This window comes from Methanolobus sp. WCC1 (assembly GCF_045690315.1).
GTDB classification, from domain to species: Archaea; Halobacteriota; Methanosarcinia; order Methanosarcinales; family Methanosarcinaceae; genus Methanolobus; species Methanolobus tindarius.
Window position 1 is genome coordinate 183,566 of record NZ_CP146979.1, and the last position, 26,431, is coordinate 209,996.

The 26,431-nt window shown below is 39.5% G+C and carries 23 protein-coding genes and 1 pseudogene; 16 read left to right on the forward strand and 8 right to left on the reverse strand.

Annotated elements, in window-relative coordinates:
• Positions 1–76 precede the first annotated feature (76 nt).
• From V7O61_RS00925 to V7O61_RS00945, 5 genes are all read left to right on the forward strand, one after another.
• Positions 77–1,414 carry a hypothetical protein gene (locus V7O61_RS00925; RefSeq protein WP_407283023.1) on the forward strand — a complete coding sequence of 446 codons (1,338 nt, stop codon included), beginning with the start codon at positions 77–79 and terminating at the stop codon, positions 1,412–1,414.
• A gap of 142 nt (positions 1,415–1,556) precedes the next feature.
• Positions 1,557–5,774 (forward strand): alpha-2-macroglobulin family protein, encoded by a 4,218-nt coding sequence (locus tag V7O61_RS00930; RefSeq protein ID WP_407283022.1) that lies wholly within the window; start codon positions 1,557–1,559, stop codon positions 5,772–5,774.
• Between the two features lie 100 nt (positions 5,775–5,874).
• Entirely contained in the window at positions 5,875–6,462 is a 588-nt protein-coding gene (locus V7O61_RS00935) for a hypothetical protein (RefSeq protein WP_407283021.1), read from the forward strand.
• Positions 6,463–6,551: 89 nt separating this feature from the next.
• Positions 6,552–7,394: a MerR family transcriptional regulator gene (locus V7O61_RS00940; RefSeq protein ID WP_407283020.1), complete on the forward strand. Its 843-nt coding sequence runs from the start codon at positions 6,552–6,554 to the stop codon at positions 7,392–7,394.
• 93 nt (positions 7,395–7,487) lie between these two features.
• On the forward strand, positions 7,488–7,874 hold the full coding sequence (locus V7O61_RS00945) for a hypothetical protein (protein ID WP_407283019.1): 387 nt from the start codon (positions 7,488–7,490) through the stop codon (positions 7,872–7,874).
• A gap of 7 nt (positions 7,875–7,881) precedes the next feature.
• Here V7O61_RS00945 and V7O61_RS00950 read toward each other — a convergent pair whose 3' ends face one another.
• Positions 7,882–8,370: a small multi-drug export protein gene (locus V7O61_RS00950; RefSeq protein ID WP_407283018.1), complete on the reverse strand. Its 489-nt coding sequence runs from the start codon at positions 8,368–8,370 to the stop codon at positions 7,882–7,884.
• Between the two features lie 119 nt (positions 8,371–8,489).
• Here V7O61_RS00950 and V7O61_RS00955 point away from each other — a divergent pair, with 119 nt between their 5' ends.
• Entirely contained in the window at positions 8,490–9,173 is a 684-nt protein-coding gene (locus V7O61_RS00955) for an SAM-dependent methyltransferase (RefSeq protein ID WP_407283017.1), read from the forward strand.
• Positions 9,174–9,184: 11 nt separating this feature from the next.
• Here the strand turns inward: V7O61_RS00955 and V7O61_RS00960 are convergent, their stop codons facing one another.
• Together V7O61_RS00960 and V7O61_RS00965 are read right to left on the reverse strand one after the other, a co-directional pair.
• On the reverse strand, positions 9,185–9,643 hold the full coding sequence (locus V7O61_RS00960) for a DUF2085 domain-containing protein (RefSeq protein ID WP_407283016.1): 459 nt from the start codon (positions 9,641–9,643) through the stop codon (positions 9,185–9,187).
• 24 nt (positions 9,644–9,667) lie between these two features.
• Positions 9,668–9,991 (reverse strand): NINE protein, encoded by a 324-nt coding sequence (locus tag V7O61_RS00965; protein ID WP_288070721.1) that lies wholly within the window; start codon positions 9,989–9,991, stop codon positions 9,668–9,670.
• Between the two features lie 169 nt (positions 9,992–10,160).
• Here V7O61_RS00965 and mutS point away from each other — a divergent pair, with 169 nt between their 5' ends.
• Complete coding sequence (gene mutS / locus V7O61_RS00970; RefSeq protein WP_407283383.1) at positions 10,161–12,815, forward strand: DNA mismatch repair protein MutS; 2,655 nt, start codon at positions 10,161–10,163, stop codon at positions 12,813–12,815.
• A 72-nt stretch (positions 12,816–12,887) separates the two neighbouring features.
• On the opposite strand, the gene V7O61_RS00975 is transcribed toward mutS, so the two are convergent.
• Positions 12,888–14,021, reverse strand: coding sequence for a Bcr/CflA family efflux MFS transporter (locus tag V7O61_RS00975; RefSeq protein WP_407347429.1), 1,134 nt, complete (start codon positions 14,019–14,021; stop codon positions 12,888–12,890).
• 312 nt (positions 14,022–14,333) lie between these two features.
• Here V7O61_RS00975 and mutL point away from each other — a divergent pair, with 312 nt between their 5' ends.
• The 8 genes and pseudogenes from mutL to V7O61_RS01015 all read left to right on the forward strand — a co-directional run bounded on the left by mutL (position 14,334) and on the right by V7O61_RS01015 (position 23,063).
• Positions 14,334–16,412 (forward strand): DNA mismatch repair endonuclease MutL, encoded by a 2,079-nt coding sequence (mutL, locus tag V7O61_RS00980; RefSeq protein WP_407283014.1) that lies wholly within the window; start codon positions 14,334–14,336, stop codon positions 16,410–16,412.
• 41 nt (positions 16,413–16,453) lie between these two features.
• The gene (locus V7O61_RS00985; protein WP_023844925.1) at positions 16,454–17,464 is read left to right on the forward strand and encodes a cobalt-precorrin-5B (C(1))-methyltransferase; all 1,011 of its coding nucleotides are present in this window, start codon (positions 16,454–16,456) and stop codon (positions 17,462–17,464) included.
• A 3-nt stretch (positions 17,465–17,467) separates the two neighbouring features.
• The gene (gene cbiE / locus V7O61_RS00990; protein ID WP_407283013.1) at positions 17,468–18,049 is read left to right on the forward strand and encodes a precorrin-6y C5,15-methyltransferase (decarboxylating) subunit CbiE; all 582 of its coding nucleotides are present in this window, start codon (positions 17,468–17,470) and stop codon (positions 18,047–18,049) included.
• 334 nt (positions 18,050–18,383) lie between these two features.
• Positions 18,384–19,079 (forward strand): energy-coupling factor ABC transporter permease, encoded by a 696-nt coding sequence (locus tag V7O61_RS00995; RefSeq protein ID WP_023844923.1) that lies wholly within the window; start codon positions 18,384–18,386, stop codon positions 19,077–19,079.
• Positions 19,076–19,369 carry an energy-coupling factor ABC transporter substrate-binding protein gene (locus V7O61_RS01000; RefSeq protein WP_407283012.1) on the forward strand — a complete coding sequence of 98 codons (294 nt, stop codon included), beginning with the start codon at positions 19,076–19,078 and terminating at the stop codon, positions 19,367–19,369. The genes V7O61_RS00995 and V7O61_RS01000 overlap by 4 nt, the downstream gene beginning before the upstream one ends.
• A 268-nt stretch (positions 19,370–19,637) precedes the next feature.
• Positions 19,638–20,420, forward strand: a complete 783-nt coding sequence (gene cbiQ / locus V7O61_RS01005; protein WP_023844921.1) for a cobalt ECF transporter T component CbiQ — start codon at positions 19,638–19,640, stop codon at positions 20,418–20,420.
• A gap of 9 nt (positions 20,421–20,429) precedes the next feature.
• Entirely contained in the window at positions 20,430–21,770 is a 1,341-nt protein-coding gene (locus V7O61_RS01010) for an energy-coupling factor ABC transporter ATP-binding protein (RefSeq protein ID WP_407283011.1), read from the forward strand.
• A gap of 84 nt (positions 21,771–21,854) precedes the next feature.
• Positions 21,855–23,063 (forward strand): annotated as a pseudogene (locus V7O61_RS01015) (ISL3 family transposase).
• Between the two features lie 16 nt (positions 23,064–23,079).
• On the opposite strand, the gene V7O61_RS01020 reads toward V7O61_RS01015, so the two are convergent.
• The 4 genes from V7O61_RS01020 to V7O61_RS01035 all read right to left on the reverse strand — a co-directional run bounded on the left by V7O61_RS01020 (position 23,080) and on the right by V7O61_RS01035 (position 25,052).
• Positions 23,080–23,691 (reverse strand): hypothetical protein, encoded by a 612-nt coding sequence (locus tag V7O61_RS01020; RefSeq protein WP_407283010.1) that lies wholly within the window; start codon positions 23,689–23,691, stop codon positions 23,080–23,082.
• The gene (locus tag V7O61_RS01025) at positions 23,688–23,936 is read right to left on the reverse strand and encodes a hypothetical protein (protein ID WP_023844918.1); all 249 of its coding nucleotides are present in this window, start codon (positions 23,934–23,936) and stop codon (positions 23,688–23,690) included. The genes V7O61_RS01020 and V7O61_RS01025 overlap by 4 nt, the downstream gene beginning before the upstream one ends.
• A 158-nt stretch (positions 23,937–24,094) precedes the next feature.
• The gene (locus V7O61_RS01030) at positions 24,095–24,640 is read right to left on the reverse strand and encodes a winged helix-turn-helix domain-containing protein (RefSeq protein ID WP_407283009.1); all 546 of its coding nucleotides are present in this window, start codon (positions 24,638–24,640) and stop codon (positions 24,095–24,097) included.
• Positions 24,641–24,857: 217 nt separating this feature from the next.
• Complete coding sequence (locus V7O61_RS01035; protein WP_023844916.1) at positions 24,858–25,052, reverse strand: hypothetical protein; 195 nt, start codon at positions 25,050–25,052, stop codon at positions 24,858–24,860.
• A 691-nt stretch (positions 25,053–25,743) separates the two neighbouring features.
• Between V7O61_RS01035 and V7O61_RS01040 the strand changes: the two genes are divergently transcribed.
• Positions 25,744–26,430 (forward strand): sulfite exporter TauE/SafE family protein, encoded by a 687-nt coding sequence (locus V7O61_RS01040; RefSeq protein WP_407283008.1) that lies wholly within the window; start codon positions 25,744–25,746, stop codon positions 26,428–26,430.
• Position 26,431 lies beyond the last annotated feature (1 nt).

The window sequence follows — 26,431 nt, forward strand, 5'->3', positions numbered from 1 at the left end:
AATTTAAGTAATGATCTAATTTTTATTGTATGATGATGCGAACTATTAGAATTGTTTTCTTTTAACATTGGCATTGATGATTGGAATGAACAAAATAACAAATCACTTGATCTTATGTTTTCTTTTATGCAGCTCACTCTTTTTTTCAGGTTGCATCGCAGATTCAACAGATGGTTACGTCATAGAATCAACCAATAATAAAAGTGCTATCGCAATTGCTGATCTCGATGGTTCTGGTATCACCAACATATCTGTCTTTAATGGGATGAGTGGTGATTCAGGCACAATAGAAGACAGGGCAACAATAGGGAAACTGATTTCTCATCTGGATCAATACTCCTTTGAAAAAATGGACGACCAAACTGACCGAGGTGGCTTCCGTTATTCTATGGATTTTTATGATGACTCCGGTAAGATTGCAGGAATAACTATTGTGGGGGAGGACATGGTTAATATCGATAATGTTTATTATCAGGTCGATGGCACTCCTATCAACATAATTTATGTTCAGGAACTTATTGAATCCGGAATAGTTTCAGATGAAGAAACTGTAAAGAAAACTAATCTCCATGTAAGTTCCCTCATAAATAATTCTTCTGACATTAATAAAATATCAATAAAAAACGGATTTAGTCTGGAATCAAGTGTTATAGAGAATTCAACAAAGATTAAAGATGTAATTTCCTACCTTGATGAATATCCACTAGAAGCCCCTTCAAATGACTTCCTTTTGAATGGATATCAGTACTTTATTTATTTTTATACAGTTAATGGCGATGTTTCCAGGGTTTGCATAGTAGACAATAACACAGTGCAAATTGATAGGGTTCTTTATGAAGTAGATAGTCAATCAATAGATTTAGCTGAGTTTGAAAAATTAATTTCTTCTTCTTCTAATTCTGCATTAACCCCGGGAAATGAAGGTTTGAATGTAGACATTTCGATATCAATGGAAGCTTTAAGCATCGAAGATTTAGTTTCCCAGTCAGACATCATAATTGCAGGAACCGTTACAGGTGCTTATCCCTCAAGATGGAATACGGCTAACGGGCAGAGACCTGACAAATCCAATGATGAATTGGATATTGGAACAGTGGATATGATCTATACTGATATTGGGGTGCATGTTAACAAATATCTTAAAAATCCCTTAGATACTGGAGATTTACAAGTTACAGTAGATGGGGGAACTGTAGATAATGATTTCATCTGGTTCGAAGATAGTCCTTCATTTGAATATGGTGAAAAAGTCCTGCTTTTTTTGAATTGGAAATCCGGAAGGAATGAAATGACCGTTACAAGCGGTTATCAGGGCAAATTCACAATGATAAACGATACAACAGCAGTAAGGGGCGATGGAGTGTCAGTGAGTATTACTGAAATGTATGATCATTGGGAAATAACAGAAATTTAACTTTTATTTTCCAATTTTCAAAATCCACCTGCGTCCCATAACATAACTTCAAACATCTTTGAAGTTTAAGCAAAGTATATACATTCCTATTCCCAAACTCTGTAATAAGAAACATAAGACTCTAAGTCTGGAGTGGTTAAAATTGAACTTAAAAGGGAAAAAAACAGGCTCGTTAATAATTATAGTATCGTTGTTTGCAGTGATAATTTCAGGTTGTGTCGGAAGTGATGATCTTTCTTCCAATATAGCCGGTCAGTGTGGTGGTCAGGTAGCTTCATCAGGTGATGAGTTCCTGATACTTGCACCAAAAATGCTCTTTTCAGGCGGTGAAAGCTCAGTCACCATGGCAGCTTTCTCAGACAATGAACCGGTTGAGCGGTGTGTTGAATATACTCTTACTGATGAGAACAACAACGAGATAAGTCTTGTACAGGCATCAACATCAGAATCTGGAAATGTCGTTGCTTCCTTTGAAGTGCCTGATGTTGAAGAAGGAACTTATACACTTACAGCAAAGCCCACAGGTTATGATACAGAATTTGAGGCAACAGTAACAGTGGTAAATAACAACCCTCTGTTCATCGAAACCGATAAACCGATCTACAAACCGGGGCAGACAATTCACGGAAGAATTGTTTCCCTGAACAACAACCTCGTACCTGTTCAGGAGGATATAACCGTTGAAATAACAGATGCAAAAGGTATCAAGGTCTTCAAGGAAGAATTAAACTCAAATGAGTATGGTGTTGTTTCCTTTGATCTGCCTCTTGCATCAGAATTGAACCTTGGTACGTGGAAAATAACTGCAAAAGCCGGTGACTCTTCTTCCATGGTTGACATCCAGGTGGACAAATATGTACTTCCTAAGTTTGATGTTTCGCTTGAAACTCCGCAGGAATGGTTCCTTGTATCTGATGAAATTACAGGCACCGTTTCAGCCAATTATTTCTTTGGAAAAGTAGTTGAAGGTGATGTTCTTGTGGAGGCTTCACGCTATGTTGGTAAGTGGGAACAATACGCAACTTTTTCCGGCACACTTGAGAACGGCTCAATTGAGTTTGAGCTTCCTGAAGTAGAATACGCAGCCGGGACATACGGTGCAGGTGGACAGGCAAGTCTCATGCTCAATGTGACTGTAACAGACACAGGCAATCACAGTGAATCCACAAACAAGCTTCTGACAATTGCAGAATCTCCGCTTGTTATCCAGCTTATTCCCGAATCAAGTACAATAAAACCCGGAATGCCTCTTCAGGTTCTTATTGTTACAAAAGATCCAGGAGGAAATCCTGTCGATTCTGAAGTAACAGTAGAGACCGGTTTGAGAAATGACACTTATGATTACACAAGTGACGAGTTCACCTTGAACACCGAAGGCGGTGTTTCAATGCTTGAACTGGATATTCCTGAAAATAGTACAAGTCTGGACATTTCAGCACATGCAGACGATGCCTGGGCTAGTGAGTATCTGTATGCCGCTTACTCCCCAAGTGCCAGTTTCATTCACATTACCCAGACAAGTGACGGAGTGCCGGAAGTTGGAGACACGATTTCATTCCATGTCTATTCCACAAATCCGGGAACTGTATTCTATGATGTGTTTGCCAATGGAAGAACAGTTTATTCAGCAACAAGCGATGAAGCTGATATTAGCATTCCAGTAACGCCGCAGATGAGCCCACAGGCAAAGGTTGTTGCTTACATGATAAACCCCAACAGCGAAGTTTCAGTGGATGTGCTTCCATTCGATGTAGAATTCTCTACTCAGGTTGACTTTTCCAGCTCATTCAGCAGTGAATTCGCTGAACCGGGGAATGATGTTACAGTTGATTTCGATACAGGCAGCAAATCAATGATTGGATTCTCCATAGTTGATGAGTCAGTCTATGCTCTCAGCGAAGGCAGGCTCAATCTCAAGCAGGTCTTCGATGAACTCGAAATTCGTTTCATGGAACCTCAGGCAGAATCACATCCAAGGTACATGATAGGTGCTTATGATGCTCTTTACAATGAGGGTGTGGTAGTTATGTCATCGCCGGGAATTGATGTTCCTGAATCTCGAGACGTTTATCAGTTAACTGGCCGCCAGGTTGAAGTCGATGCTGAGAAATTTGCAGGTTTCTTTATGGAAGTTGAAGAAGAAATGGTGATGGCTGATGCAGTTATGGAAGCAGATTCGGCAAAGAGCGTAACAGTGGCAGATAGTGCTGACGATGGCGAACTTGCTGAAGTGCAGCGTGTGCGTCAGTTCTTCCCTGAAACATGGGTTTGGATGCCTGAACTCCTCACCGATGAGGATGGTCTTGCAAGTGTTGACCTGAATGCACCGGACAGCATCACTACATGGAGATTGCATGCAGTTTCAACCGGACCGGAAGGAATTGGTATTTCTGAATCCAGCCTCACGGTTTTCCAGGACTTCTTCGTTGATCCGGATCTTCCATATTCTGTGACAAGGGGAGAAGAATTCCCTGTACAGGTACAGGTCTACAATTATCTTGATACTGAGCAGGATGTCAAGCTCACATTAAGCGGTGCCGACTGGTTCAAAATCATCGGTGATGATGTCCAGACGGTCACCGTGGATGGAAATGGTGTGGGATATATCAGCTTTACAATCAGTCCTACGAAAGTTGGAAAACAGATCGTTGAGATAACAGGCCAGACAACAGAAAGAGCCGATGCGGTGAGAAAGGACATCATTGTTGAAGCTGAAGGTGCAACCCGTGAGATTGTTGATAACGGAGTACTCAGTAATGGTTCTGTGGAGCTTGATACAACACTTCCGGCAGACATTGTTTCAGATTCAGAGAAGATTCTTGTGAGTTTCACTCCAAGTATTGTTGCCCAGAGCATAAGCGGTGTGGACGATCTGCTTGGTATGCCTTATGGGTGTGGTGAACAGAATATGATGCTATTCTCAACTGACGTTGAGGTATTGAGATACCTCAAAGCGACCGGACAGGATAATCCGGAAGTCCGTGCAAAGGCTGAGATGTACATAATAACAGGGTACCAGCGTGAACTTACATACCGCCACAGCGATGGTTCCTTCTCAGCATTCGGTGAAAGTGATGAAAACGGCAGTCTATGGCTAACTTCATTTGTGCTGTCCCAGTTCAGTGCTGCAAGGGATGTTACCACAATTGATGAGAATATTCTTTCTGAGGCTGCAGACTGGATAGAATCCTACCAGCAGGAAGATGGTTCATGGGAGCAGGTCGGTTTTGTGATTCATCAGGACATGATGGGTGGTGTTAGTGGCACTTATGCTCTTACAGCATACACAACCCTTGCACTGGAGGAATATGGTTCAGCAAACCCTGTTGTCATGTCAAAAGCCCAGCAGTACCTTGAAGATAATTTTGCAGGCCAGGATGATCCTTATGCTCTTGCAATCGGAACTCTTGCATTGCAGAAACTTGACAGTTCTATGGCTGATGAAGCTCTTATTGAGCTGCTGGCAATCTCAAAACAGGGTGAAGATGGTATGTACTGGGGATATGGTGACGGTGATGTCAGACTCCCATACGAACACGGTGGCTATGGATTTATAGCTCCTTCAAGCAAGAATGTGGAAACAACTGCATACGCCACCCTTGCCATCATCGAGGCAAATAACCCATCAGCAACATCATCACTGAAATGGATTGCTGCACAGCGTAATTCAAACGGTGGTTTCTCAAGTACCCAGGATACTGTCATGGCATTCAGAGCTTTGATGAGTGCAGCAGCATCTGCTGGGAGGGATATCAATGCAACAGTTCATGTGATTGCTGACGGTACAGAAATAAGTTCAGTTGAAGTGAACCAGCAGAACTTCGATGTTGTCCAGATAATTGAGATTCCTGACGATGTATCAACTGTCACGCTTTCACTTGAAGGCACAGGCGACCTGAACTATCAGCTTGTGAGGCGTTTCAATGTCATTCTCCCGGATATCGTTGAGCAGAATGAGATTGAACTTGATGTCGAATATGATTCAACTGATGTTTCAGTTAATGATATTGTAACAGTGAACGCTCACATCAAGTACAACGGAATCACCGGTATCGATGGCACTACAAGTTCAAGTGGTATGATGATAGTTGACCTTGCTGTCCCGACTGGCTTCAGCCCTGTAACATCAAGCCTTGAAGCAACAAAAGCATCAGAGGAAAAAATTACCAGATATGAGATTGCCGGAAGGAAAGTTATTTTCTACATCGATGACATGCAGGCCGGAGAAGAACTGAACTTCAGCATGCAGGTTCAAGCTCTCTTCCCCGTGAAAGCAGTTGTGTCAGAGAGCAAGGCTTACTCGTATTATAATCCGGAGGTTGTGGCTGAGGTGAAGGGAATGAATGTGACTGTAGTTTGATCGAAGAAAGGAAGGGATTTTTCTCTTCCTCCCATTTCTTTTTATAATTTATAATTGCATATTTATCCAGAGTAATTTCCTTCTAAAAGAGCTGGGTGAAATGGACTTCAGACTAATTTTCATTATTGGATTTGCAGGCTTTGTTGTTATAGTTATCCTGCTGGCAATTGTCATTAAAATTCTTAATGAGAAACGCAGAGCAAAAAACCTGATAAAACAGGCAAAAGAGATGGGACTTGAACCAGCTTCAAAAGAAATTGTTACGTCTCTTGGTTTTGAACAGACTCAGATTGGTAATAAACAAAAGGTGTACAATGTTTTCACAGGTACATTTGATGGCTTGCAGGTGATATTTTTTGATATTACCATAGTTATTGGTTATTTTATAACCGGTTCTGCAAGTTCTCATGGAGGTACTTTTAAGTCATCAGGTATTATTTTTAAGAAAAATGCTCCTGTTTTTGAGTTGCAGCCTCGTTCACCGCTCTCTAAAAATGCTTATAACAAATACTTCTCCTTGGACGGAGATTCTTCTTTTATGGATGAATCTCTGGCAGAGAAAATCGGGCGAAATTATACAATTGAATCCAACGGGACACATGTAATGTTCGTTCCTTCAGGAAAGCGTGTTGAAAATATCAGTGAGGAAGTAAAAGCTACTTACAGAATATTGCAGAATATAGTTTAGAAACATCAATTATTTATTTCTGTCAAACTCTGACCCGTGTCAGAAAAAATCACATTAAATATTTACAACTCAATTCTGTGTTGACCAAGATGAAATTCGATCGGATACCAATTGGAAAATTTTCCCTGATGACGCACCTGACGCAGAAAGCCCTTCGTCTCTATGACAAGAAAGGTCTTCTTGTACCTGAGGCAAAAGATGCATTCACCAATTACCGTTGCTACACCTATGATCAGATAGAAAGAGGAGTAAAGATACGAACTCTTTCCTGGATGGGATTCTCTCTTGATGAGATAGCTACCTTGCTGGATGCAGAGGAAAAAAGTGACAGTGCCACTATCAGTGTACTTATGCAGAAAAGATGCGCACACACAGAGAAGGAAATTCTCAGACTGCAGAGAGTACAACAGGTCTTGCTCAGACAAAAAGACACATTGGAGTTGTATAGTATGTCAGTATCAGAACCAGCAATTAAAGAAGTCCCGCAGATGCGTGTGTTAAGCAAAAAAGAGATTGGAAACTATGAAGTGACAATAGGGAAACTCATAGGAGAATTATTCGGGTTCGTAGAATCACAAAATAATCCCCGAAACAATCTCAGGTTGACAGGACCCTGTATGTTCATCTGCCATGATGAGGAATACAAAGAAACAGAAGCAAATATTGAAGTTGCTCTTCCGGTATCAGGTAGCATTACTACCGATAATTTTGACGTTGAAATGGTAACATTGCCGGCTGCTAATGTTGTATCGGCTATCCATAAGGGACCCTATGAGGAAGTGGGAGTAGCATATACCCGTCTTTTTGAATACATCAAAAATAACGATCTTAAGGCTGCAGGTCCTTCCAGATCATTATACCTGAACGATCCGAATGAAGTTTCCGAAGAGGAATTACTGACTGAGGTCCAGATTCCTGTAAAACCATTGTAATGTAACATTTTGCAGGAAATAGTTCAGAAACAGCAAGTATTTATTTCAGTCAAATCCAGATATTATAAACTATAAGCTGAAAGAGGATTCCAAATGAACAAATATCTCAAAATGGTCCTTTACGGACTGATAGTATGGCTGGTTCCTTTTATCATATCTTTTGCATTCGTGGACAGTCAGGGTAATTTCGTCATAGATGAGACATTCTTCAAATCTATCATGGTGGTAACCGGTGCTTTTATTGGTGTGATTCTTGCAGTGAGGTATTTCAGGGATGTTGAATATGATTATCGGAACGAGGGAATCGTTCTTGGCCTAATCTGGCTGCTTGTCAATCTTGCACTGGATCTCTCAATGGTGTACGGTGGATTTTTCCAGATGACTGTTATGCAGTATTTTACTGATATCGGAATGCGTTATCTTTCCATGCCGATTTACACTATAGGGATGGGATATGTGCTGATGCAGCGGGAAAATTGAAATATCTTCATCCCAACATCCATTTCAGACTTTCTATTCCGTAATAGGATAGAACCGTGACAATAACAGTCCAGACAAAAATACTCAGGGTGATCCACATTGTCACCATATATTTTTTTGATTTGAAACTAAGGGCAACAAATGTGGCAAAATGTGTGCCAACTGTCATAGGGGAAATAAAAGCAAGACCTGGCAAACCGTATTTGTTCCATATCTGAATTGCCTTCATTTTTCTCTTTGTAGGTGGCTTTTTGTTCTCACCTGATTTGCGTTTCTCAAATGCAGATGACAACTGATGATATGCAAAAATCAGTAAATAAACAGTTGTAAGATTTCCTGTGAAAGCAAGTATGGAAACTGCCAGAGGATTTAATCCAAGAGCTATTCCTGCCGGGATTACAACAAGTATTTCTATCCACGGTGTAGCTGCCAGCAAAAATACCAGCGCATAGGCAAACATACCTTCTGCAGAGTATAGTGATTCAATCCCAAACATTAATCCTAATTAATTTTGTAACCTATTATACTTTTGCACGATGTTTCTCTCAATGTTTCTCTTTTATATTATTCATCATATTCACCACATTTATGTGCCATAGAAACAATCATTTTTTCATGTCAGTCCATTATCAGAATGTGGTTCCATGGGGACGTTCTTTTCAGGAATATGTCGACATGTTCAGTCTTAATGATGAAGACCTGAATAAATCCATTCTGGGATGTGGTGATGGCCCTGCCAGTTTTAATTGCGAGATGAACAGGAAAGGTAAATCGGTTGTTTCAGTTGATCCTCTCTATGAGCTGGACAGGGAAACGATTCAAAAAAGGATTGATGAAACTTATTTGGAGGTGCTGGAGCAGACAAGGGCAAACCAGGACAAGTTCATCTGGAAGAACATATCCTCGGTTGAAGAATTGGGTAAAATCCGCATGAGTTCTATGAGCCTCTTCCTTGATGATTTTGAGAAAGGCAAAAAGCAGGGAAGGTATGTTGCTGGCGGGTTGCCTGAACTACCATTAGAAGATGCTTCTTTTGATTTGGTACTTGTATCACATTTGCTGTTCTTATACTCAGAGCAGCTATCTTATGATTTTCATGTAGAGGCAATTAATGAACTTTTAAGGGTTGCCGGAGAAGTCAGGATATTTCCACTGGTTGATTTGAATTCAAGAAAATCCATACATCTGGATGAAATCATAGGGGAACTAGTTTCACAGGGTTATGTTGTCAGTGAGGATAAAGTGGAATATGAGTTCCAGAAGGGCGGGAACACGATGTTGAAAATTCAGACTATCTGATTTCCAATTAGTTACAGAATAGTGTGCTTCCTCTTTCTTTCCTTTAGATATAGAAGAATTAATGCAAACAATGCATAAAATACTCCTATTGCAGCTACATTGTAATCTGGAAAATCTCTGAGAAATACCAGTACCCCATTGAAATATGCAATTCCAAGCAGGAATCCCGATAAGATTCTTAAGCTGTTGCTACTTTTATTGAATCCAAATGCAGTGATTGTCCAGTCAATGAGTGCAAATGCGGGAAGCAAAAATATCATAGAATAAGGCAGGCTTGTTTTCGAGATGTAAATATAATACAAACAATTAGCTGTCAGGCCAATATATATCCCAAGGCACCTGGAACAAAAATAATACGTTTTTTTGCTATACTCTAATTTCAGGCATTTGTAATACTCTTCACATGAGTGATGAGAAAGCAAATACTTTGAAGTTTCATTTAGTCCTTTGATTATTTCATCTTTTAGCAAATTAGTGCCGGACATTTTGAAATACTAGTTATATTTCATATCAAAATCTTCGTCAGACATTGTGAGGTATATTATTCCTTCCACAAGACCAATGATGGCAGGTATCATAGTCCAGCTAAAACATAGATATAGTATTCCCACTCCAACCTGGCCTAAATAGAATTTATGTGCTCCTAATCCTCCAAGAAGTATTCCAAGAACACCTGCCGCAACTTTATTCCTTGAGCCCGGAGTGCTGGATGCAGGTTGTCTGACACCACATTTTGGACAGATTACAGCTTCTTTGTTTATCACTGCACCACATTTAGTACAATATTTTTCGTTATCATCTACTATATTTGATTCCACAACATCACCCTTCTATTGAAAATCATGGAAAGTATTTTACTGAATTATAAATACTTTCTATCTATTCTAAGACTAATTTAGTAGATATATCTATTGTTTTTATTTTTGTGATGCAAAACACAAAAATACTAACAGCCAGATAATTTGCAGCACCAATTTTGTGTGAATCATCATGAGTAAAGTAACCCCTGCCATGCAACAGTATTATGCAGCAAAGGAAGAGCATAAGGACGCCCTCATATTCTTCAGAATGGGGGATTTTTACGAGTCCTTTGGAGAGGATGCTAAAACAATTGCTCAGGAACTTGAGATTACCCTGACAACCCGCGGTAAAAGTAAGGATGGGGAAAAGATGCCACTTGCAGGCATTCCTTATCATGCAATTGACAATTATCTTCCCCGGCTTATCAAAAAAGGCTATAAGGTTGCCATATGCGAGCAGCTTGAAGACCCGAAAAAGGCCAAAGGAGTTGTCAAAAGAGGAGTTGTAAGGGTTGTAACTCCGGGTACTGCTATGGACTCTTCCATGTTCTCGGATTCTTCTAATAACTATCTTGTGGCTCTGTATGCCGATAAAGGCGAATTTGGTTTGTCTTTCCTGGACATTTCTACGGGAGAATTTCTTGCAACCCAGCTTACGGATGAGCATCCATATGACCGCATCATAAGTGAACTTGCACGCATGGGTCCTTCAGAGTGCATTATGCCTCCGTCTCTGCTAAAAGATACTCACCTTAAAGAGAGAATAAAAGACCTGAGGATAATTATTCATGAGTTTGATGAGGATTTATTCGATAGTAAAATTGCTGAAAAAGTTCTCCTTGATCACTTTAAAGTGTCCACTTTAGAGGGCATGGGTTGCAGTGAACTACTGGCAGCAGTTTCATCTGCAGGTGCAGCATTGCGTTATGCGACAGACACCCAGATGAGGGAACTCTCCCAGGTTCAGACACTAAAGACATATTTTGATTCGGAGTTCATGGTTCTGGATGCCATAACCCTGAGGAATCTGGAAATTGTCAGAAATGTCAGGGGAGAAGGAAACGATGCTTCTCTTATCGGTGTTCTTGACGAAACAAAAACCCCGATGGGTAGAAGGCAGTTGCAGAAATGGCTCCTGAAACCACTGATTTCTGTGGATGCTATCAATGACCGTCTGGATGCTGTTTCATGGCTTCATGATAATACACTTGTTAGATTCGACATTCGTGCTCATCTTTCCTATGTAAAGGACATGGAACGTCTTGTTGGAAGGGTCATGTATGGAAACTCCAATGCAAGGGACCTTGTATCCCTGAAGAAATCCCTTGAATCCGTTCCTCTTTTGCTTGATTCTCTTCAGGGATGCAGAGACATAAAATTGCTTGAGAGCACTTCATCAAAGCTTTCATCATTTGCAGAACTTGATGAGCTTGCAAAACTAATTGACAGCGCAATTGTGGAGGAACCTCCTCTTAGCGTAAGGGATGGAGGAATGATAAAACCCGGTTACAATGAGCAGCTTGATGAACTGTTCGATCTTTCAAAGAACGGAAAACAATGGATTGCAAAGTTCCAGCAGAAAGAACGTGACAGGACCGGGATAAAGTCCCTGAAAGTAGGTTATAACAAGGTTTTTGGTTACTATCTTGAGGTTACAAAGGCCAACATCTCACAGGTTCCTGATGATTATATCAGGAAGCAGACAATGACCAATGCCGAGAGGTTCTATACTCCTGAACTGAAGGAACGTGAGAGTGCAATACTATCGGCAGATGAGAAAATGGTAGCTCTTGAATATGAACTTCTCAGCGAGCTAAATACTATAATTGCATCTCATTCCAGACAGTTGCAGGAAACTGCTGCTCTTATTGGCACACTGGACGTGCTTGCAAACCTTGCTGAAGTTGCAGCCAATAACAATTACGTAAGACCTGCTATAACTCCTGATTGCAGGTTGCTTATCCGGGATGGCAGGCATCCGGTTGTGGAGAATGCAGTTCCGGGTGGTTTTGTTCCAAATGATACCGAAATGGATTGCAGTGAAAACCAGTTCCAGCTCATAACCGGACCGAACATGGCCGGAAAATCCACATACATGAGGCAGATTGCTATGATAGTCATCATGGCGCAGTCCGGTTCTTTTGTACCTGCATCACATGCTTCCATCGGAATTGTTGACAGGGTTTTCACAAGGGTCGGTGCTTTTGATGACCTTGCAAGTGGGCAGAGTACCTTCATGGTTGAAATGGTGGAACTTGCCAATATCCTGAACAATGCGACACCTAAAAGCCTTGTACTGCTGGATGAGATCGGCAGGGGTACAAGTACTTACGATGGTTACAGCATCGCAAAGGCCGTTGTTGAGTACATTCACAACAAGGGACGTGTCGGTGTCAGGTCACTTTTCGCAACGCACTACCACCAGCTTACAGAAGTTGCTGCCAGTCTAAAGAGGGTTAAGAATTATCATATTGCCGTAAAGGAAGATGGCGATGACCTTGTTTTCCTTCGTAAAATCGTTCCGGGTGCAACAGACAGGAGCTATGGTATTCATGTAGCAAGGATAGCTGGCGTGCCCCATGCAGTAACTTCTAGGGCAAAGGAAATCCTTGAAGATATAGAGGATGAGTGTATGCTTAGTGAAGAGGACCGCAAGGGCAGTAAAAAGAAACAGCGCAGCAGTTCCAAATATACCCAGGTAATACTGTTTGATCAGGATGCATCATATGGTGAATCTACTCCGGATCCTGTTGTTGAAGAGTTGAAAAAACTGGATATTAATTCAATGACTCCAATTGAGGCTTTGAACAAACTGAATGAATTGAAGGGTAAATTGTCATAGGTGCAATCTGCACCTATCTTTTGATTCAGTTCTATAATCAGGTTCTGTCTGATTTTCAATTTGATTTTTACCTTAGTTTTCAGAACCAATTCCTCTTTTCTGCAAGAGCATCCATGCTGCAAAAACAATTACTCCGCACACAAGGGTGATTGTTCCAAGTATCTGCATGCGTTCCATCCATTCCTGTGATACCAGCCACATACCTACTGCACCCAGAGTGAAATATGTGAATATAAGAAGGGAAGATGCAGCTCCTGCATCCTTGTGTACCTGTTCAAGTACAAGGTGGTTGCTTGGAGGTCGGCTGATTCCTATGGAATAGGTTATGAGTGCCATTGGAAATGCAAATGCCCAGGGTCCATAATGTCCTACGGTGAGGATAAGTACGGCTCCGATTGCTATTCCTGCAAAGCCGGCTGTCATCAGGTGTTTTGGATTTATTCTGTCTGTGAGTTTCAGGCATGACATTGATCCTGCCATGAGTGCAAGGGCATTGAATGCGAAGAAATAACTGAAAGTCTGTTCAGTCATTCCGAATTTGTTGATGTAAAGGGCTGAAGACCCGGCAATAAAACTGTAAAGTGGCAACAGGCTGACGGACATTACAAGTACCATAATTATATAATTTGTATTGAGCAACAGTCCCCAATAAGAGTTCATAACCTTTGATATCGGAACTATTGTTTGCTCTTTTAATGTCTCTGGTGTTCTGATAACACCGAGCAATCCTATAAGTCCCATTGCACCCTGGGCAATGAAAATCCAGTGCCACGTTAGGTATGCCAGAATCCATCCACCGACAATTGGTGCGAACATAGGTGCAAGCGCCATTATGACTGCTATATATGCAAGTATTCTCTGTCTCTCGTTTCCTGCAAAAATGTCTTTTGTCATTGCCATTGACAGGGATGCACTGGCAGCAGCACCGGCAGCCTGCATTATCCTGAATATTATCAATGCGGTTGCACCGTTGGCTGTGGCACAGAGTATGCTGGCAATTATGTACAGAACGATACCTGCAATCAGCGGTTTCTTGCGTCCGTACCTGTCAGATATCGGGCCATAGAAAAGCAGTGAAAATCCATAGGTTACAAAGAAACCGATAAGTATGAGATTAACTACGGAAAGTGGTTTGTTCCAGAGTAGTGCCAGTGACGGTATCGCTGGCAGTATCATATCAGTAGAAAATGCTGGAAATGCTGTCAAAAGAGCTAATAAAGGAACTATATTTTTTAGTTTACCGGAATTGTCCATGTAAAGCCTTCTTAATTGATGTTGCTTTTTGATAGCATAAAACGATATAACTCTGTTGTTCGTTACTCATAATTTTTCATGGCTATTGAATTACGGTAGGAAGTGACCTGTAGTGATTGACTGGAACATTTTCCAATGAAAACACAAAAATACTAACAACAAGATATTTTTGCCTTGATGGGTTGGAGAGCAGAATTTATTGTCTTCATATTGTCTTTATTTATCGTTTAATTGTCTATACTTGCCGTGGACAGGAAGTGGAAAATGACTGAGAAATCGTGTGATATTAAAGGTTCCAGAATACAATTACTGGATGAATCCACCATCAATAAAATAGCAGCAGGAGAAGTAATTGAACGCCCTGCTTCAGTAGTAAAAGAGCTAATTGAAAACTCAATTGATGCACACGCTACCGATGTTCGAGTGGAAATAGGGGGGTATGGCACGAAAAGCATGTTAGTTATTGACAATGGCATAGGTATGAGTCATACGGATGCTTCAATGGCCTTTAAAAAGCATGCTACAAGTAAAATTAACAGAATCGAGGATCTTGATAGTATTCTCACCATGGGATTCAGGGGTGAGGCTCTTGCTTCCATTGCTTCCGTTGCACGTGTGGAACTGGTAACCAGACAGGAAGGGGATATTGAGGGCACCAAAGTTGTGGTTGACACAAGTGGAATCAAGAACATAACTTCAACCGGTGCTCCGGTTGGAACCAGTATACTTGTCAATGATCTCTTCTACAGCACACCTGCACGCAGGAAATATCTCAAGAGTGCCAGAACTGAACTGGCACATATTATTGATGTGGTCTCAAGAAACGCTTTGTCACATCCAGATGTTTCCTTTACTCTTGTTATAGACGGAAAAGTGAACCTGCGTTCTCCATCGTCTGTAAAGATGCTTGACAGCATAGTTCATTTGTATGGTGCTGATGTTGCACGTTCTCTTGTTCCACTGGAATATGAATCAGATCTCCTTACAATCTCCGGATATGTATCAAAACCGGAGTTTACAAGGAGTGGAAAGGATTTTCAGGTATTTTTCATTAATGGAAGGCCCATATATTCAAATCAGCTTAGTAATGCTGTAAGACTTGGTTATTATACGCTGCTTCCAAAAGGTAGGTATCCGGCAGCTTTCCTTAACTTTATTATCAATCCTGTGAACGTTGATGTGAACGTACATCCTGCAAAGAGAGAAGTCAGGCTAAGTCATGAAAAAGAAATTGGTGTCATGATTATAGCTGCTGTAGAGGAAGCACTTGCAAAGGAGTCTCTTGTTCCTGAAGTCCAGCTGGACAAAAAAGATGTTCCTGTCCAGTCACGTTTAAATATTTCAGGAACTAAAACAATTTCGTCTCCTTCTCCTTCTTCAAGTACTCCTGAAGACAAACAAGCAGCATATGGTTCTGTAGAATCCGGAAAACCTTCTGATGGATATGTTTCCTCTTCACAGTCCGCATCAATTTCTTCAGGATCATCAGTTTCATCTTATGATTACCGGGATTCTGATCTTACTCATAAAGAAGAAAAAGCTCCCAAAAAACCAACCTCTGAATTTGAGTCTGAAAGTTCATCTCCAATTATAATTTCAGATGAAGAACCAGTTGGAAAAACAAAAACGAATGTTGTAAAAGAGGAAAAAGAGCCTTATCATTATCCTGCTAAAGATACACATCGCCGTCTGAAAAGAAGCGAGAGGCTACAGACAAGTGTGAGTTCGGAAGGAGCAGCAGAGCTGGAAGAACTGAAAGCTTCATTTAATCCTTCGGGAGTGAAGGTATTCGGTCAGTATGCCGATCTTTATATTCTTACAGAAATGGATGGCAAGCTCGTTCTTATTGACCAGCATGCAGCACATGAACGTATCATGTATGAGCAGGTGTTAAGAATGCAGGATATGGGATGGCAGGAGCTAATAACTCCGATTACTCTTGATTTGAGCCAGAAAGAGATAGCAATTATTGAGGATTTCATTCCGCAGCTTGAGGAAATGGGTTTTTCTATTTCAGAATTCGGTCCGAAGAGTTATGTTGTGACCACAATTCCAAGTATATTTGGAAAGCTTGAGGATACTGATGTGATTCATGATATAATCTCAGACCTTCTTTCAGTCGGAAGGGTAAAGGAAGATACGGAACGCTATGACCTTTTGTGCAGTACCATGGCATGTCGTGCAGCTATCAAGGCAGGTGCCATATGTAACATTAAACAAATGGAAGAACTCATTCGTCAACTCATGAACTGCAACAACCCCTACACCTGTCCGCATGGCCGTCCAACTATGATTTCTTTTACTAAGGATGAACTGGCAAAGCTCTTCAAAAGGACCGGATAGAGTCGGTAGATTTTAAAAGTATTACTTACAATTGACCAGAGATGATTGACCCGGTAAACAAATCCAAGATTCCAGACGAATGGCTGGATCGTTCTAAAATGCCACGTGAAGAGCTTGAAGAAGGTATAAAGAACGGAACTCTTGTAGTTCTGAGCGATGGTTCTGTACTAAAGAGAGGATATACTACCGGAACCACTGCAGCAATGGCTGCAAAGGCAGCTGTTCTTTCCCTGGGTGGCGATGTGAAGCACATTTCAGTTCCAACATCTGTAGGACTAAGGGCAGAAATGGATGTTACAGGAAGCAAGGGACATGCTGTTGCAGTGAAAATGAATAACGATCACGAATCTGATATTACAAGGGGTCTTGAATTCGTTGCTGATGCAAGGGAAGCTGAAGGTATTAATGTCTACGCAGGTGAAGGAATTGGAATTGTTACCCGTAGTGGTCTTGAGTCCAAGAAAGGCCATCCTGCCATAAATCCTGGTCCAATGAAGCAGATTAAAGAATCCATCAAAGAGGCTGTGGATGAGCTTGGGCTTAAAGGTGCTGAAGTAACTATCTATCTTCCAAGAGGCAAGGAAATCGCAAAGCAGACACTGAACAGTCGTATTGGTATTGTTGACGGGATTTCTATTCTTGGCAGTACAGGATTTGTTGAGCCATGGAATGATCACCTTGGTGAGATGAAAGGTGATCTCATCAGATGTTCTGATAAAGTAGTACTCACCACAGGCAGAGTAGGTATTCGTTACTCAACCATGCTTTTCCCGGATCATACTGTTGTGCTTGCAGGAAGTCGAATATCTGAAGCTCTTGATTCAGCACATGGTGATGTGGTAATCTGCGGACTTCCAGGTCTTGTTTTGAAATGGGGAAATCCTGATATGCTCAAAGAAAGCGGCTTTGCCACTGTTGTTGAGATGATAGAACTTGATCCTGAGAATGAGCGCCTTAAACAGGCATTTAACATGGCTGTAGAGAAAGGCAATGGTGCACGTATTGTTGTTGTTGACAGGGACGGTACTGTTTTAATGGACAGCGGGGAATAATCAATGATAGTAGTGGGTGTTGGCGTTGGTCCGAATATGTTGACCCAGGAAGCCATAGAAGTTATCAGCAATGCTCCTGTTGTGTATGGTTCAAAACGTTCAATCGAGCTTGCAGAAGAGTTCATCAAATGTGATTCTCATATTATTAAAGATTATAAGAATCTTCATCTTCTGCCGGAAGATGCGGTTATACTTTCCACCGGTGACCCAATGTTTTCAGGACTTGGGAAATTTGCAACCGAAAAGGACAGGGTTGTTACAGGCGTTTCATCTGTTCAAGCCGCATGTTCACGTTTTCATGTAGATATGTCAACTCTTGCAATAATCACTGCTCATGGAAGGGATCCTGCTCCTGCAAAGGATGCTCTCATCAGGGAGGTTGGTCTTGGAAAAAATATTTTCATGTTACCCGCAGAGAATTTTGGTGTTAAAGAGGTTGGCGCACTACTTCGTGGAATGGGTGTAACCGGTAAGCTCTGTATCTATGAAGATATTGGTTATTCCTATGAACGTGCTGTATGTGGGACTATAGAAAAGCCACCTGAGAATAATTCTGATGTGTATTGCATCATGGTTGTGCAATAACTCTGTCATTGTTTTCTCTATTTTTTTTATATTAAATCAATTAATTCTGTTTTTGCTTAAACCCTAGTTCTGTCATTACATCTGCATTCTTTAACTGGTGGTTTAGATGATATTATTTAGATTGTTTGAGTACTAGTGTTTTTTAAAACCCTATGTTTGTTAGCTAACATGAAAACAGCATTAACCTCAAATGGGAATCGTTATGTTTAAGTACCATAACATATTACACTTTGTATCCAAATCAACTTTAGTTGTTTAATGTATTTGTTTAACATGGTTGATGGGGGTATGGTTCAATAGATCATTATAATTTAAAAATGGAAGGTGACAAATAATGCATATATTCGAGGGTTTCTTACCATCACCTTGGTGGCAGTTATGGTTTGTATTCTCTATTCCGGTAATACTGTATGGTATGTATAAATTGAATAAGCTTGTAAGCGAAAGAAGGGAAGTTGTTCCTCTGCTTGCAGTAGCAGGTGCTTTTATATTCGTTCTCTCATCTCTTAAACTTCCTTCAGTAACAGGAAGTTCTTCACATCCGACAGGCACGGGAATGGCAGCCATCCTCTTTGGTCCTGCAATTACAGCAGTTCTTGGTGTAATAGTTCTTCTTTATCAGGCTATTTTCCTGGCACACGGTGGTATAACCACACTTGGTGCAAACGCTGCATCCATGGCAATAATTGGTCCTTTTGTTGCGTACATATTCTATAAGGCAGCGTCAAAATCAGGTATGAACTTTTATCTGAACGTTTTCCTTGCAACAGCAATAGCGGATTGGGTCACTTATGTTGTGACATCTTTGCAACTGGCAGTAGCATTCCCTTCGGCAGAGGGTGGAATATTGGCATCATTCACAGCATTTGCCACAATATTCGCAGCAACCCAGGTTCCACTTGCGATTATGGAAGGAGCTCTTACAGCACTCATCATGAAGTATGTTGTTCAAATCAAGAGCGATGTTCTTGTTGATCTTAATGTGCTTACAACCTCTGCAGTTACAAAACTTAAGGAGGCAATGGAATGAAACTAGAATATATTGTAGGTTTAATTGTCATTCTTTTTGCTGCACAGTTCTTCTACGGAGCAGCAGCAAATCCGGATTCTGAATTTGGTGGTGCAGATGGTGCAGCAGGAGATTTTGTCGCAGAGAATTTCGGCTATGAACCTTTTACACCATGGTTCCAGAAGTATCTCTTTGAACCACCTGGAGGAGAAACAGAAAGTCTGCTCTTTGCACTTCAGGCTGCATTCGGTGCAATCGTGATAGGTTACACATTCGGATACTATAAGGGCAAAGGACAGAGTAACAAATAATTCTTAACGTGCTTCTTCTGGAAGCACACCATTTTTCTTTTCTTTTTAAAATTGATTTTTTGGAAACAATTTATTTTGATTTAATTTAGTAGTTTTCGATGTATCTTATGTAAATTGATTTATGTATTTCTTTTTTTATGAGTATGATTATTATCTTGGAACTTAATAACGAAATGCTTATGTATAAAGCTCTCTATCGTATTCCATTACACTTGTACAGCTAATATTTACACAATTTGAATTGTTTTATAATTGGTTGGATTTAAAAATGGCACATATACTTGATGACTATGCTGTCCTGAGCCCTCTCAGGTACAGGAACAACTGGCTTAAGATAGCCATTGTTACTTTTGGTCTTCTTGCAGGAGTCTCTTCAAATTCTCCGCTGGTTCCTTTTATAATAGCTATCTGTATGAGTTTTGCAACCATTTATTTTGGGAAGATACCAGCTTCTTTTTATTTAAGGATATTAGCTGCTCCGGCTGGTTTTGTTCTTGTAAGTGCTGTAATTATAGCATTTTTCTTTGGTGAAGGTGCCAAACTGTTTTCATTTGATATTTTCGGACTAACTTTCGGCGTAAGCCGTGCCGGTCTTAATATGGCTTTTCTGGTACTCGCACGTACACTGGGAGGTATGTCATGCCTGTTCTTCCTTTCTCTGACAACACCTATGATCGAATTATTCTCGGTTCTTAAAGCCACAAAACTTCCGGATTCATTCCTTGAGATAGCAATGATGATGTATCGCTACATCTTTGTTTTTTTAGATGTTGCAATAGGTGTAAGGTATGCCCAGTCAGTGAGGCTGGGGTATAAGGACTTCAGGACATCTTTCAGGTCCATGGTCATGCTTGGTACTAACCTTTTCATAAGGTCCTGGGAACAGGGTGAAAAGATATTCGTATCCATGAATTCACGATGTTATGATGGGAAGTTAATATTGCTGGATGAAAAAAGACCCATAAATATAGCAGAGGCCCTGCTAACAGTTATTTATTTTGCAGTTGTTATAGTGGCTTTTTACTTTACAAGGGATGCATCCATTTTTTGAGGTGAAATATTGGTTATATTAGAAACAAAAAATCTGAGTTTTTCCTATCCTGATGGGACTCTTGCTCTGGACAGCATTAGCGTTACCATTGAAAAAGGTAAAAAAATAGCTTTTGTCGGACGTAATGGTTCCGGAAAATCAACATTGTTTCTATCAATGAATGGAACTCACCGTCCAAAAAAGGGTGAAATCCTCTTTCATGGAAAGCCTATGAAATACGATTCAAAATCTCTCAGAGAAATCAGGAAGAATATTGGTATAGTTTTCCAGAATTCAGATGACCAGATATTCGCTCCTACTATTTACCAGGACGTTGCTTTCGGTCCAACAAACCTTGGCTACCCAAAAGATAAGGTAGAAGATATTGTTAATAAAACACTTGAATATGTGGGTCTGACACACCTGAAAGATAAACCACCTCATCATTTAAGTGGTGGCCAGAAAAAGAGGGTTGCAATTGCAGGAATTGTTGCAATGGATCCTGAAGTTATCATTCTGGATGAACCTCTTGCAAATCTGGATCCTGTAGGTGCAGATGAGGTAATGGATTTACTAAATGAATTGAATTATTTCGGGAAAACGATAATCATATCCACTCATGATGTGAATCTGGCATATGGCTGGGCAGACTATGTATTTCTGATGAATGAGCATAAAGTGATCAGTGAAGGTACACCTGAAGCTATTTTTATGCATGATGATAATCTTAAGGCTGCATATCTCAGACGACCTGTGACTCTTGAGATCTATGAAGAGATCAAACGCAGGGGTCTTGTAAAACCGCAATGCTGCCCCCGGGATATTCCAGATCTAGTTCATTCTTTGCGCTCACAGCAATTATTGTGGGCTAAAGTACCATCTGAGGTAAAAGAAGGGGACTACATCAATCTTGGTATATTATATGGTGATTATGCTCCGGATTCTGGCTATGAGGCTGCAAACTGTAAAGTTCTGCACATTCATGAGGATGGTCTTGCAATTGTCGAAATGGAAAGAAGGCCATACAGGGCAGGTTCTATTGGAATATATGATACTTCAAGATATTCAAAAGATGAGCTTTGTGATATAATACTCAGGGATGAAATTGAATGTATTGGGGCAATGGGCAAGAGAAGCAAAGTTCTGGCAGAAAGAGATGAGATTTATCTTCACGTCACTGCAGGTGTTGTGGACCGTTCAATCCTGAATTCTCTGGCAGGTCAGAGGTGTCTGATTCTTACAAATGGTGGTATGGTCTGCCATGCTCTTAAAAGAATAAAGGATTACATGGAAAAAAGCGGAATCAATATTCCTGTTACTGTTGTTAACCCTGATCAAAAAAAGTCAGAATCGGATAACATAAATAACTAATCATTTTTTTATAGAAATGATTTAGTTGGATCTCCTCAACATTGAGTGGGTAATTTAATATTCTGTTCATCCAATCCATATTGGATGGACGATAAACTCTTGATTCAAATGGCTCTGGGAATAACCCCTCCATGGTATGTGAAAGACATTGATCTTAATGTTTCTAAGAAAAGAATGGATATTTATCTAGATTTTACCAAGGGAACGAAGTTCCCTTGCCCAGTTTGCAACAAACTGTGTGATCTCCATGATACCAAAGAAAAAGTATGGAGACACCTTGATTTCTTCCATCATGAAACATACATTCATGCACGAGTTCCCCGAACAAAGTGTGATGGAGATGATGTAAAACTTGTAGAAGTTCCATGGACAAGACAAAATACTGGATTTACATTATTTTTCGAAGCACTAATCGTTGCAATGTCCAAAGAAATGAGTGTTTCTTCAATTGCTGAATTGATCAATATTCATGAAAATTCTGTATGGATAATTCTAGCTCATTATGTTGAAGAAGCCAGAGCAAAGATGGATCTCTCTGAGTTAGATACTATTGGAGTAGATGAAATATCTGTCAAAAAAGGTCACAGCTATGTGACCTTGTTCTATGATCTAAATCAATCAAGAGTAATTCATATTGAAAATGGAAAGAAAAGAAGTGTTTTCAAGAACTTCAGGGAAGTTCTTTCCAGAAAAATAGACCCTGATAATATCAAGTATATTTCAATGGACATGTATCCTGCTTTTAGGGGTGGAGCAAGGGAATATTTCCCAAATGCTAAGATCGTTTACGATAAGTTCCATATTGTCAAAATGATGAATGATGCAATTGATAAGGTTCGAAGAAAGGAGTATCAAACAAATAAAGATCTGGGTAAAACGAGATTCATGTGGTTGAAAAATCCTGAAAATCTATCGGATCGGGAAATAGCTAAGATTCGATCAATCAAAGATTTGGATACTAAAACAGCAAAAGCTTACAGATTTAAGCTTGGACTTCAACGTCTGTGGGATATAAAAAATATAGAGGTAGCGAGGGAATATCTTGACAAATGACATTATTGGGGAACACATAGCAACATCAAGGAAATTATCACATTGGCCAAGATGATTAAAAGAAATTCTCATGGGATATTGGAATCAATCAAACAAGGTATCAGCAACGGTGTTGTTGAAGGATTGAACAACAAAATTAAAACTGCTTTTAAGAGATCATATGGATTGAAGACTGAGAAGTGTAGGAATACAATGATATTCTTGATGGCGGGTAAACTTCGTTTACCCACACGATGTTAAAGAGAACCATTTAGTTTTAGTTTTCCATTATATTATTTATTGCGAATTGTTCAATCTCTTTTTTTTCGAGATTTAATCCTACAAGAAAAGTCCCTACATATAATTCCCTTTCACATGGGATTTTAGATTTGATGTATCCGTCGGTTAACCTCGAAGGTGATGCTATCAAAGCTTCAGATACAAAATTCATCTCTTCTGCTTTATCCCATGTTTTAGCACTGATTACCATCATTGGAGGTTCTGTTGTATTTCTCAGGTCTTTCATTTTATGGAAGTTGACTACAATATTGCCAAATACACAATATTTATTCGAGTTTGTATATTTCTTTATTTCCTCTGCATCGCTGATGTCCTTCCCAATGACTTCTCCCTGGTAGAGTATCTTCAGGTTGTCAGTTGGCCAGTCATAGTCTTGATTTGTAACAAAAGCTATCAGTATGTTTGCTCCCAGGGCTTTTTTGACTCCGATGTTGTGTTTCCTGCCAAGATTCAATGAATTCATTTGTTCATCTTTCTTTTCAAGTTTTATTATAGTCTTAATATCTTCAGCATCAAGGAGAATTGCTTTTTCTATTCCTTTGGTGTTGTGAAGCATTTCTATGGCTTTTTTAGCTATTAATGCATTCAAGATAATTCTCCTGCTGAATATAGTTTCAATACATTTGAATCAGGGAACTGATGGTCAACAGTAGATATTGTTCTATCAATGATCTCATGAATAACCTCAACTTCAGGTTCCACCAGGAATCTGGCTATATCAATTAGTTTGTAATTGAGATCAGTGTCTTTTTTGTAGATGTAAGTTTGCCAGAACAGTCCATTTTTGTGTGTTTCATAAGCCGCATTTTTGTATTTATCGATTTGTGGAGACATCTAAATACCTCTGTATTGTTGCAATGCGAAATAGATAATGTGTACTATCAATAGTACTAATAATAATTAGTTTTAATGTATAAATAGTTGTTCGGTAGACTTTAAATTCTGCCTTAAAAAAAGTGTGCAATGGCACTGTAGGATTATTTATCAGAAAATCAGTCTTCGATTTCAATATTGAGGCGCATTTTTGCAATAGGTTCTAGTTTCTTCCATGTAATTGTTACGTCATCAGATAATGTGCACTTCTGGACAGTCTGGTCACAGAGCTCTCCCTCTTTTTCATAAATGTAAAATCCTTCATCACCATTCACTGCGACCACCTGTTCTATTCCCTTTAGCTTCTTTGTTTCTACAATTGCAACTCTTTTCAGAGCATCAAGCAGACTGGTCCCTTTTTTCACCTTAATTGATTTGGTTGGTGCCAGGATGTCCAGTGAACTGGCAACATCTTTATTATTTATTTCCAGAACGTGGGTTTTTCCATATATGTGTCTTTCAATAAGACTGGCTTCTTCCAGGATGCTTACATGTTTTGAGGCAACGGGTATTGATAGTTCCTGTTCGCGCGCCAGCTCTGAAATATGTTTTTCATTCTTGTGCAGACTCTGTATCATCTTTAGTCTTGTTTTGCTATCAAGTGCATAAAATAATTTTAAGAATTGTGATTCTATGTCATTAGTATCATTATTCTCTTGACTCATGGTAGTTGGTAAATAGAAATACAAGTATATGTATTCTTCTTTTATCCTTCTTCATTTTTGTAAATAATCCTTACAATATATGAAAAATTTAAGCAAAAAAGCTCCTATACGATTAATCTGCATCAAAAAATGGTGTTCAGGGAATGAATGAACACTGTAAAATCTAAGTTAAAACATAGGATGTTTTTGTATTTGTAAAAAAAGTTAAAATTTAACCTTATACTTTTACTGCAACGAGTGAAAGCCCGAGTTCGCTTTCAACCTTCTCAATTGCTTCAAGGTCTGCAGATGTGAGTTCTGCATTCTTGATGTCCTGTCCGGAGAACGCAAGAAGGGTTACGCCCAGCTTCTTTTCAAGTTCTTCGATGGTCTTTACTTTTGCTTCGTCAATTTTTGAATAACTCCATAACATCTTAATTAACTCCTAACTGTTTGAGTACGGACAGACATCTCTTTTTTCGGTATAAAAGGATTACTTTCATTATTCTTTTATGATATGTTACGTTATCAGCATGGGTAATACTACTTCTTGTTTTTTATGGTGTATGTCAAAGCTTATGATAATATCATTAATTTTTTAAAATAAAGAATTCTTAGTTCTCATGATTCATTTTTCGGAATCCATCTTTTTTATGGGTGACTGTGGTGGGTATTTCGCGATGTTAACACCTTCCATTTCTCTATTGTGTGTCAAGAATACTATTATTTAAATCAAATTCAAATTATCCGTTAATATTGTTATAAATCTAATTAATGACTATATAATATTACTTTACTTAATATTCTTATGTTTTATTTATGTTATATTCTTCTAATCCTCTTAATTTGCTGCTTTTATATTTATCTCATTGAAATTGATACTTATTATGCTATATAGTGTCATATTATTCATAGAAAATCCCTCACAAATCCGCAATTGTACTTAGTATTTTGTCTTGTTATTCTGGGTTTTGTAGCTATTTATTTCTTTAAGTATTACTATAATAGGCATTTGTAACATATTTACTCATAATGCATTTATATAGTGATAACAAATTAGTATTACGAATAACAACTAACGTTTATTTGCAATTTAGAAATCAAATCGAAATGGAGTAATCATCATGGATATACTTTCAATTGGAGCAGATGGGCTTACTTCAGGTCTCAGCCTTTTTATAGTCATATCTGCATTCCTGCTCGGTGCACTACATGCACTGGAGCCGGGACACGGAAAATCTATAATGGCAGTTTTTGTAATGGGTACAGATGCAGATATTAAAGATGCACTTCTCCTTGGGATGACTATTGTTGTTTCTCATGTCGTAGTGGTATTGGCATTGGGTGTTGCATCAATATATCTGGTAGAAGCTTTGAATGTGGACATGACTCATGATATCATGAGTGTACTTGGAGGAACAATTCTCATAGCAGTAGGCATCTGGATCTTGAGAAAATTCTTCCATCCTCACGAACATGCAATTGATACTAAAAAAGGTGTAATTGCAATAGGCTTGTCAACAGGACTTATTCCATGTCCGGCTGCACTCGCAGTATTGCTGTTCAGCATTGCAAACAATCAGGTGTATAATGGTTTGATATATGTACTGATATTCAGTGCAGGTCTGGCAATAGCTATCACTTCACTATCAGTCATATTTGTTAAAGGAAAAGGCTTTATTGAGAGCTATGTAAGCAGCACGAAGATAAACAAACTTCCGCTTGTGAGTGGTTCTGTTATTGTAGTAATTGGCATCTTCACATTGCTGCATCCATTCCTAGAGCATGTGGCACCTTCACTTCACATCTAAT

Excerpts from the sequence above, each read along its gene's own strand:
- cbiE (WP_407283013.1), top strand. The coding sequence starts at position 17,468 with ATGATAGTAGTGGGTGTTGGCGTTGGTCCGAATATGTTGACCCAGGAA.
- V7O61_RS00945 (WP_407283019.1), top strand. The coding sequence starts at position 7,488 with ATGAACAAATATCTCAAAATGGTCCTTTACGGACTGATAGTATGGCTG.
- V7O61_RS01030 (WP_407283009.1), bottom strand. The coding sequence starts at position 24,640 with ATGAGTCAAGAGAATAATGATACTAATGACATAGAATCACAATTCTTA.
- V7O61_RS01000 (WP_407283012.1), top strand. The coding sequence starts at position 19,076 with ATGAAACTAGAATATATTGTAGGTTTAATTGTCATTCTTTTTGCTGCA.
- cbiQ (WP_023844921.1), top strand. The coding sequence starts at position 19,638 with ATGGCACATATACTTGATGACTATGCTGTCCTGAGCCCTCTCAGGTAC.
- V7O61_RS00955 (WP_407283017.1), top strand. The coding sequence starts at position 8,490 with ATGTCAGTCCATTATCAGAATGTGGTTCCATGGGGACGTTCTTTTCAG.
- V7O61_RS00950 (WP_407283018.1), bottom strand. The coding sequence starts at position 8,370 with ATGTTTGGGATTGAATCACTATACTCTGCAGAAGGTATGTTTGCCTAT.
- mutL (WP_407283014.1), top strand. The coding sequence starts at position 14,334 with ATGACTGAGAAATCGTGTGATATTAAAGGTTCCAGAATACAATTACTG.
- V7O61_RS00935 (WP_407283021.1), top strand. The coding sequence starts at position 5,875 with ATGGACTTCAGACTAATTTTCATTATTGGATTTGCAGGCTTTGTTGTT.
- V7O61_RS00925 (WP_407283023.1), top strand. The coding sequence starts at position 77 with ATGATTGGAATGAACAAAATAACAAATCACTTGATCTTATGTTTTCTT.
- V7O61_RS01035 (WP_023844916.1), bottom strand. The coding sequence starts at position 25,052 with ATGTTATGGAGTTATTCAAAAATTGACGAAGCAAAAGTAAAGACCATC.
- V7O61_RS00940 (WP_407283020.1), top strand. The coding sequence starts at position 6,552 with ATGAAATTCGATCGGATACCAATTGGAAAATTTTCCCTGATGACGCAC.
- V7O61_RS01025 (WP_023844918.1), bottom strand. The coding sequence starts at position 23,936 with ATGTCTCCACAAATCGATAAATACAAAAATGCGGCTTATGAAACACAC.
- V7O61_RS00985 (WP_023844925.1), top strand. The coding sequence starts at position 16,454 with ATGATTGACCCGGTAAACAAATCCAAGATTCCAGACGAATGGCTGGAT.
- V7O61_RS00995 (WP_023844923.1), top strand. The coding sequence starts at position 18,384 with ATGCATATATTCGAGGGTTTCTTACCATCACCTTGGTGGCAGTTATGG.
- V7O61_RS01040 (WP_407283008.1), top strand. The coding sequence starts at position 25,744 with ATGGATATACTTTCAATTGGAGCAGATGGGCTTACTTCAGGTCTCAGC.